The following is a 664-nucleotide window of genomic DNA, read 5'->3' on the forward strand; positions in this document are numbered from 1 at the left end:
CGACTTTGCATCGAGCGTACGACGAATCGTTGCTGCTCGGTCAGTTTATACTGCAAGTATTCGTAGATGTCCGCTTCGCGGTCACACACCGATATCACGTTCGCCATTTGTCCTTGCAGCCGCTCTGCCATCGCTCGTGACGCTGACTCCCACTTGTAACTTTCTTTTTCTTCGTAAGAAGTCGTCGCGTGTTTTTCTCTTTTTCCAATCGTGTTGATATCACGACTCCAGCGAGACTGTTCAATTAATCCCACAACTTGCTTTGTGTCTGGCGCAAACAGTAATACGCTATGAGCTAACAAGCCTCGTTGTTTTGCTCCTCGTCCGACATGACCCAAATCATCTCGAATGGAGGAATGTTTATAAATTAGTGTGGTCGTGTCTTCTAATGCGAGCAATAAGTTATGACTTTTTGCTTGTTCAACCGTGGCTTTAAAGCCTGACTCTGCTATAGCCGTTGCGTCAATATTCTCGTTGCGAATAAAGCGGTAGGCACCTTCCATATCGGCGGGGGATTGAGTGATGTTTACAAGTGGTTTTCCTGGTTCATTTGCAAGCGTTGATGCTAACTTTACCAGACGCGCTGTTCTTCTTGGATCACCTAAGTCCGATTTACCGAATTGTTGTTTTGCCCAATGAGTATGTTCGTTAATCATAATGTGCC

Annotated in this window: 1 protein-coding gene; it reads right to left on the minus strand. The window is 45.6% G+C overall.

The window, feature by feature from the left end; genetic code table 11:
* On the minus strand, positions 1-656 hold a 656-nt coding region (locus tag H4J63_RS19805), incomplete at its 3' end, for an IS4 family transposase (RefSeq protein WP_220467257.1).
* Positions 657-664 lie beyond the last annotated feature (8 nt).

It is taken from the genome of Pseudoalteromonas sp. 5Ae-yellow, from assembly GCF_014077565.1.
Taxonomy (GTDB): Bacteria; Pseudomonadota; Gammaproteobacteria; order Enterobacterales; family Alteromonadaceae; genus Pseudoalteromonas.